Raw genomic sequence first — 7046 nt, forward strand, 5'->3', positions numbered from 1 at the left:
GTATAAGAGACAGCAACCCAAGCCCCTCCAAGCCACCCGAGACCCCGCCGCGCCGACACACGAACCCAAGCCACCCGAGACCCCGCCGCGCCGACACACGAACCCAAGCCACCCGAGACCCCGCCGCGCCAACACGCGAACCCACGTCCCCGAGACCCCGCCGCGCCAACACGCGAACCCACGTCCCCGAGACCCCGCCGCGCCGACGCGCCGTGCCCGGGGCTACGGGCGTGGGCGGGCGTGGTAGGTCCTGCGGGTGTGTTCCGTGTGGGTGCGCATGACCTCTGTGGCGCGTTGTTCGTCGCGGGTCGCGATCGCGGCGATCAGATCGCGGTGTTCGATCCAGGACTGCTGTCCGCGCTGGCGGGCGACCGGCGTGTAGTACCAGCGGACGCGGCGGTCGACCTGGCCGGCGAGTTCGGCGAGGACCGCGTTGCCCGCGAGTTCCATGACCTTGGCGTGGAAGCGGGCGTTCATCGCGACCGCGGCGTCCACGTCGTCGGCCTCGACGGCGCGCTCGCCCTCGGCACACAGCTCCTCCAGCGCCGTGATGCCCGCCGTGCCCGCGTTGGCGGCGGCGAGCCGGGCCGCCTCGGCCTCCAGCAGCGTACGCACCGTGAGGAGTTGGTCCGCTTCCTCCTCGGTCGGCTCGTGCACGAAAGCGCCCTGGGCCGGCCGCAGGTCGACCCAGCCCTCGGTGTTCAGCCGCTGCAGGGCCTCACGCACCGGCTGCCGCGAGACCCCGAGATGGCCCGCGAGCTCGCTCTCGACCAGGTGCTGGCCGGGCTGGAGGGCACGCGTCGTGATGAGTTCGAGCAGCGCCTCGTACACGCGGTCGCGCAGCGGACCGGGGCGTTCGAGCCTGGGCACAGCCCCCTGCGGCAGTCCTGTCGACAACATCGCGTCCCCCTCCAGGGCAACGGCGGCGCGGCAGCGGCCGGAAAACGAGTATGAATTGTCTTTCGTCTACAGTCTACGGCGCACAGTGGCCAGGCCCGGGGGGAGTTGGCCTCGTCACATCAGTGTTCACCGCGGGGTCACGGGAGCCCTCAGGGGCAGCGGACGACCTGACCCGCGTACGACAGGTTCCCGCCGAAGCCGAACAGCAGCACCGGGTCCCCGGTGGAGATCTCACCGTGCTCGACCAGCTTGGACAGGGCCAGCGGGATGCTCGCCGCCGAGGTGTTGCCGGATTCGGTCACGTCCCGTGCCACCACGGCGTTCACCGCGCCGATCTTCTCCGCGAGCGGTTCGATGATCCGCAGGTTGGCCTGGTGCAGGACGACCGCGGCGAGCTCCTCGGGGGCGAGCCCCGCCCGCTCGCACGCCTTCCGGGCGATGGCCGGCAGCTGGGTGGTCGCCCAGCGGTACACGCTCTGCCCCTCCTGCGCGAACCGCGGAGGCGTCCCCTCGATGCGCACCGCGTGTCCCATCTCAGGCACCGAGCCCCAGAGCACCGGCCCGATGCCGGGCTCGTCGGCGCCCTCGACGACGGCCGCACCCGCTCCGTCACCCACGAGCACGCAGGTCGTGCGGTCGGTCCAGTCCGTCACCTCGGACATCTTGTCGGCGCCGATGACCAGGGCGCGGGTCGCTGAGCCCGCACGGACGGCGTGGTCGGCGGTGGCGAGCGCGTGGGTGAAGCCGGCGCAGACGACGTTGACGTCCAGGGCGGCCGGGGAGGGGATGCCGAGGCGGGCGGCGACCCGGGCGGCGGTGTTCGGGGAACGGTCGATGGCCGTGGAGGTGGCGACCACGACGAGGTCGACGGCGTCCGGGGCGAGACCCGCGGCGGCGAGCGCCTTGGCGGCGGCGTGCGAGGCCAGCTCGTCCACGGGCTCGTCGGGCCCGGCGATGTGGCGCGTGCGGATGCCCACCCGGGACATGATCCACTCGTCACTGGTGTCGACCATGCCCGCCAGGTCCTCGTTGGTGAGCACCTTGGCGGGCTGGTAGTGGCCGACGGCGGCGATGCGGGTGCCGTTCATGGGTGGATCCCCCTCGTTGCCTTGAGTAGCGGGATCCACCAGTCTGATCAGTGACTCACGGGTACGAGGGCACGTACTGACACAGGAAAGGGGCGGCAGGGTTGTGGGCTTCTGTCAGCACCCGGGACGCCCGAACAGGCGTCCCGGGTACTGCGGTGCGCGCCCCTTGTCATGGGCGACTTGCCGTGGACGTCTTGTCATGGACGACTTGCCATGGACGACGGTGGCTCACCCGGTGAACAGCTGCGTCGCCTTCTGTACGAGTTCGTACAGTCCGTAGCCGAGCGGCAGCCCGACCCACAGCCAGGAGACGGCGATCAGGGCACGCCGGTCAGGCGGATTCGGGCTGCTGTCGCTGGACGACATCGGCGGTGGCCTCCCTCGGCGCGGGGATGTGATGGCGGGCGTGGACGGGCCGGACGAACTCGTTGGCGACGAAGCCGACGACGAGCAGCCCGATCATGATGAAGAAGGACAGGCCGTAGAGCGAGGCGCCGTGCTTGCCCGCCTCCTCCTGCCGGTCGGCGATCCAGTTCACGATCAGCGGCCCGAGGACACCGGCCGTCGACCAGGCGGTGAGCAGTCGGCCGTGGATCGCGCCGACCTGGTAGGTACCGAACAGGTCCTTCAGGTAGGCCGGGACGGTCGCGAAGCCCCCACCGTAGAACGACAGGATCACCAGCGCGCAGACGATGAACAGCGGTTTGGAGGAATCCCCGAACAGGGCGATCAGCAGGTACATCAGCGCGCCCGCGCCCAGGTAGACGCGGTAGATGTTCTTGCGCCCGATCAGGTCGGACGTGGACGACCAGCCGATACGGCCCGCCATGTTGGCCGCCGACAGCAGCGCGACGAACCCGGCGGCCGCGGTGACGGTCACCGGCGTGGAGGAGTCGGCGAAGAAGTCCGTGATCATAGGGGCGGCCTTCTCCAGGATGCCGATGCCGGCGCTCACGTTCATGCAGAGCACGAGCCACAGGCACCAGAACTGCGGGGTGCGGATGGCGCTGCGCGCCGAGACCTGCACCCCGTCGAAGACGGCCGGCCCGGACTCGACCGGCTTCTCGGTCCTCGGCACGCGCACCAGCAGCACACCGAGCAACATGAAGACGGCGTACGACAGCCCGTGGACGAGGAAGGCGAGCGCGATCCCGGAGGAGTCGGAGCCGAAGGACTCCAGCATCTGCGCGGACCAGGGCGAGGCGATGAGGGCACCGCCGCCGAAGCCCATGATGGCGATGCCGGTGGCCATGCCGGGCCTGTCCGGGAACCACTTGATCAGCGTCGATACGGGCGAGATGTAGCCGATGCCGAGTCCGATGCCGCCGATGAAGCCGTAGCCGAGCACGATCAGCCAGTACTGCTCGACGGCGGCGCCGAGCGCCGAGATCAGGAAGCCGGAGGAGAAGCAGATCAGGGCCACGGTCATCGCCCAGCGCGGCCCGTTGCGCTCCACGAGCGTGCCGCCGAACGCGGCGGACAGGCCGAGCATGACGATGCCGAGCTGGAACGGCAGCGCGCTCTGCGTTCCGCTGAGACCGAGCGCGGACTCCAGCGGCGGCTTGAACACGCTCCAGGCGTACGCCTGTCCGATGGAGAGGTGGACCGAGAGGGCGGCCGGAGGAACGAGCCAGCGGCTCCAGCCGGGTGGTGCTACAGGAGGGCTCATGATCCCGAACGATAGGAACCGGCCGGAGAGTTGAAAAGCAGGACAGGCCAACACGCCGACCGTATGCGGTGAGCGGTATGCCGGGCGCGACGAACGGTCGCCCGGACGCGATCAGCGGTCGGAAACGAGCACGCTGGAGAGCACCGCCTTCCCGCCACCCGGGGACGCCCCCTCACGTCCACAGCCACGCCATCATCAGCACGCTTGGTCAGCGTGCCGTCAAGTTGCTGCGCGAAGCCTTGCTGGGCCAACTTCCATACTGTAGACAATATTTCGTCGACAGAGTTCGGCAGTTCCTCGGTACCCTCGACCGAACGGAGCTCCCTCGTATGAAAGTCGCAGTTCTCGGCGCCGGAGCCATCGGCGCCTACGTCGGCGCGGCCCTGCATCGTGCGGGCGCCGACGTGCACCTCATCGCCCGTGGACCGCATCTGGCGGCCATGAGGCAGCACGGAGTGCGGGTGCTCAGCCCGCGCGGCGACTTCACCGCGCGCGCCGGCGCCACCGACGACCCGGCCGCGATCGGCCCGGTCGACTTGGTCTTCCTGGGCCTGAAGGCCAACTCGTACGCGGCGTGCGGGCCGCTGATCGAGCCCCTGCTCCACAGCACGACGGCGGTCGTGGCCGCCCAGAACGGCATCCCCTGGTGGTACTTCCACCGGCACGGCGGCCCCCACGACGGGCACCGTGTCGAGAGCGTGGATCCTGACGGCGCGGTCAGTGCGGTGCTCGCGCCCGAACGGGCCGTCGGGTGTGTCGTCTACGCGGCGACAGAGCTCGCCGGACCAGGAGTGGTACGCCACCTCGAAGGCACCCGGTTCTCCATCGGCGAGCCCGACCGGACGATCTCGGCGCGCTGCCGGGTGTTCAGCGAGGCCATGGCGGCGGGCGGCCTGAAGTGCCCGGTGGAGCCCGACCTGCGCAACGACATCTGGCTCAAGCTGCTCGGCAACATCTCGTTCAACCCGATCAGCGCCCTGGCCCGCGCCACCATGCGGCAGATGTGCCTGCACGGCGGCACCCGCCGGGTCATCGAGATCATGATGACCGAGACGCTCGCCGTCGCCGAGGCGCTGGGCTGCGAGGTGGGCGTCTCCATCGAACGCCGTCTCGCGGGCGCCGAACGCGTCGGTGACCACCGCACCTCCACGCTCCAGGACCTGGAGCGCGGCAAACCGCTCGAACTCGACGTACTCCTCGCGGCCGTCGTCGAGTTGGCGGAGATCACCGGAGTGGAGGTGCCCACCCTGCGCACCGTCCACGCCATCTCGGACCTGCTCGCACTGAGGAGCGCCGCATGAAGGCTGAAGAACGCCGTACCAGGAAACGCGACCGGACTCCCAGGACCTACACCCGGCTCACCCACCCGCTCGTCAGGGACTCGCGCGACGAGCCGTTCCGGCAGGCGAGTTGGGAGGAGGCCCTGGACCGGGCCGCCCGTGGACTGGGCGCGGCACGCGGCGCGTTCGGGATGTTCTCCTGCGCCCGCGCGACCAACGAGATGAACTACGTGGCGCAGAAGTTCGCCCGCGTCGTCATGGGCACCAACAACGTGGACTCCTGCAACCGCACCTGCCACGCCCCGAGCGTCGCGGGCCTGTCGGCCGCCTTCGGCTCCGGTGGCGGGACGTCGTCGTACGAGGAGGTCGAGCACACCGACCTGATCGTGATGTGGGGCTCCAACGCCCGTTTCGCGCACCCGATCTTCTTCCAGCACGTGCTGAGGGGCATCAGGAACGGCGCCCGGATGTACGCGGTCGACCCGCGCCGTACGTCCACCGCCGAGTGGGCGGAGAGCTGGCTCGGCCTGAACGTCGGCACGGACATCCCGATGGCCCACGCGATCGGCCGGGAGATCATCCACGCGGGCCTGGCGAACACGGCGTTCATCGAGCGCGCGACAACGGGCTTCGAGGAGTACCGGGAGCTCGTCGAGCCCTGGACGCTGTCGCTCGCCGAGAAGGTGACGGGCGTGCCGGCCGCCGCGATCCGGGACCTGGCCCATGCGTACGCCCGCGCCGAGCGCGCCCAGTTGTGCTGGACGCTCGGCATCACCGAGCACCACAACGGCACGGACAACGTACGGGCACTGATCAACCTGTCCCTGCTGACCGGCCACGTGGGCCGCTTCGGCGCCGGCCTGCAGCCCCTGCGCGGGCAGAACAACGTGCAGGGCGGCGGCGACATGGGCGCGATCCCCAACCGCCTGCCGGGCTTCCAGGACATCCTCGACGCGGACACCCGGCTGAAGTTCGAGTCGGCGTGGGACACCGTCATCCAGCCGCACTACGGGCTGAACCTGACGGAGATGTTCGAGGCCATGGAGGAGGGCACGCTGAAGGCCGTGTACTGCATCGGGGAGAACCCGGCGCAGTCGGAGGCGGACAGCGAGCAGGCCGTACGGCGTATGAGGCAGCTGGACTTCCTCGTGGTCCAGGACATCTTCCTGACGAAGACGGCGGAGTTGGCGGACGTGGTGCTGCCCGCGACGGCCGGCTGGGCGGAGACGGACGGCACGACGACCAACAGCGAGCGCCGGGTCCAGCGCGTACGCCGGGCGGTCACGCCTCCCGGTGAGGCCCGCGAGGACATCGACATCATCTGCGACCTCGCCACACGCCTCGGCCACGAGTGGAAGTACGCGGACGCCGAGTCCGTCTGGAACGAGCTGCGGTCGGTGTCGCCGGACCACTACGGGATGACGTACGAACGGCTGGAGGAGCACCAGGGCATCCAGTGGCCCTGCCCGGACACGGGCCGGCTCGAACCGACCTATCTGCACGGCCGGTTGTGGGACGCGGACCCCGAACGGCGGGGCCCACTCGCCCCCTTCGGTCTCGTCCAGCACGATCCGCCGGTGGACCTGACGGACGAGGAGTTCCCGATCCGGCTGACCACGGGACGGCGGCTCGACTCGTACAACACGGGCGTGCAGAGCGGCGGTTTCGCCTCACCGCTGCGGCGCGGGGAGTACGTGGAGCTGTGTCCGGAGGACGCGGAGCGGTACGGGGTGGTGGTCGGTGAGGAGGTCCGGGTGTCCTCGCGGCGCGGCTCGGTGGTGGCGCCGGTGTGGGTCGACACGGCGCTCCGGCCCGGGCTCGCCTTCATGACCATGCACTTTCCCGACGAGGTGGACACCAATTCGCTCACGATCGAGGCCAACTGCCCGATCGCGGGCACGGCGGAGTTCAAGGCGTCGGCGATCCGGATCGAGAAGCTGCCCGTCACGGCCGTGAGGAGCTGAGACAGGACATGGATCTGCACTTCGGTGACAGCAAGCCGACGGACGACGAACGGGCGGCGGTCGACGCGCTGCTCGGGCCGCCGGAGTCGTCCTGGGAGGGTGCCGACCGCTCCGACGCGGACCTTCGGTGGGCGCGGGGTGGGCG

Annotated in this window: 6 protein-coding genes; 2 read left to right on the forward strand and 4 right to left on the reverse strand. The window is 70.2% G+C overall.

The features are described from left to right. Nucleotides 1–222: 222 nt before the first annotated feature. From FNH08_RS40275 to FNH08_RS40285, 4 genes are all read right to left on the reverse strand, one after another. On the reverse strand, nucleotides 223–900 hold the full coding sequence (locus tag FNH08_RS40275; RefSeq protein WP_152776478.1) for a GntR family transcriptional regulator: 678 nt from the start codon (nucleotides 898–900) through the stop codon (nucleotides 223–225). Nucleotides 901–1049: 149 nt separating this feature from the next. Next, nucleotides 1050–1988: a beta-ketoacyl-ACP synthase III gene (locus FNH08_RS40280; RefSeq protein ID WP_152776479.1), complete on the reverse strand. Its 939-nt coding sequence runs from the start codon at nucleotides 1986–1988 to the stop codon at nucleotides 1050–1052. A gap of 228 nt (nucleotides 1989–2216) precedes the next feature. Next, nucleotides 2217–2354, reverse strand: a complete 138-nt coding sequence (locus tag FNH08_RS51220; RefSeq protein WP_194238790.1) for an MFS transporter small subunit — start codon at nucleotides 2352–2354, stop codon at nucleotides 2217–2219. After that, on the reverse strand, nucleotides 2320–3657 hold the full coding sequence (locus FNH08_RS40285) for an OFA family MFS transporter (RefSeq protein ID WP_152776480.1): 1338 nt from the start codon (nucleotides 3655–3657) through the stop codon (nucleotides 2320–2322). Before FNH08_RS40285 ends, FNH08_RS51220 begins: the two co-directional genes overlap by 35 nt. A gap of 329 nt (nucleotides 3658–3986) precedes the next feature. Here FNH08_RS40285 and FNH08_RS40290 point away from each other — a divergent pair, with 329 nt between their 5' ends. Together FNH08_RS40290 and FNH08_RS40295 are read left to right on the forward strand one after the other, a co-directional pair. Beyond that, nucleotides 3987–4958, forward strand: coding sequence for a 2-dehydropantoate 2-reductase (locus FNH08_RS40290; RefSeq protein WP_152776481.1), 972 nt, complete (start codon nucleotides 3987–3989; stop codon nucleotides 4956–4958). Continuing rightward, entirely contained in the window at nucleotides 4955–6901 is a 1947-nt protein-coding gene (locus tag FNH08_RS40295) for a molybdopterin oxidoreductase family protein (RefSeq protein WP_152776482.1), read from the forward strand. The genes FNH08_RS40290 and FNH08_RS40295 overlap by 4 nt, the downstream gene beginning before the upstream one ends. Nucleotides 6902–7046: the final 145 nt, after the last annotated feature.

It is taken from the genome of Streptomyces spongiae (assembly GCF_009377185.1).
Lineage (GTDB): Bacteria > Actinomycetota > Actinomycetes > Streptomycetales > Streptomycetaceae > Streptomyces > Streptomyces spongiae.

Excerpts from the sequence above, each read along its gene's own strand:
- FNH08_RS40275 (WP_152776478.1), bottom strand. The coding sequence starts at position 900 with ATGTTGTCGACAGGACTGCCGCAGGGGGCTGTGCCCAGGCTCGAACGC.
- FNH08_RS40280 (WP_152776479.1), bottom strand. The coding sequence starts at position 1,988 with ATGAACGGCACCCGCATCGCCGCCGTCGGCCACTACCAGCCCGCCAAG.
- FNH08_RS40290 (WP_152776481.1), top strand. The coding sequence starts at position 3,987 with ATGAAAGTCGCAGTTCTCGGCGCCGGAGCCATCGGCGCCTACGTCGGC.
- FNH08_RS51220 (WP_194238790.1), bottom strand. The coding sequence starts at position 2,354 with ATGTCGTCCAGCGACAGCAGCCCGAATCCGCCTGACCGGCGTGCCCTG.
- FNH08_RS40295 (WP_152776482.1), top strand. The coding sequence starts at position 4,955 with ATGAAGGCTGAAGAACGCCGTACCAGGAAACGCGACCGGACTCCCAGG.
- FNH08_RS40285 (WP_152776480.1), bottom strand. The coding sequence starts at position 3,657 with ATGAGCCCTCCTGTAGCACCACCCGGCTGGAGCCGCTGGCTCGTTCCT.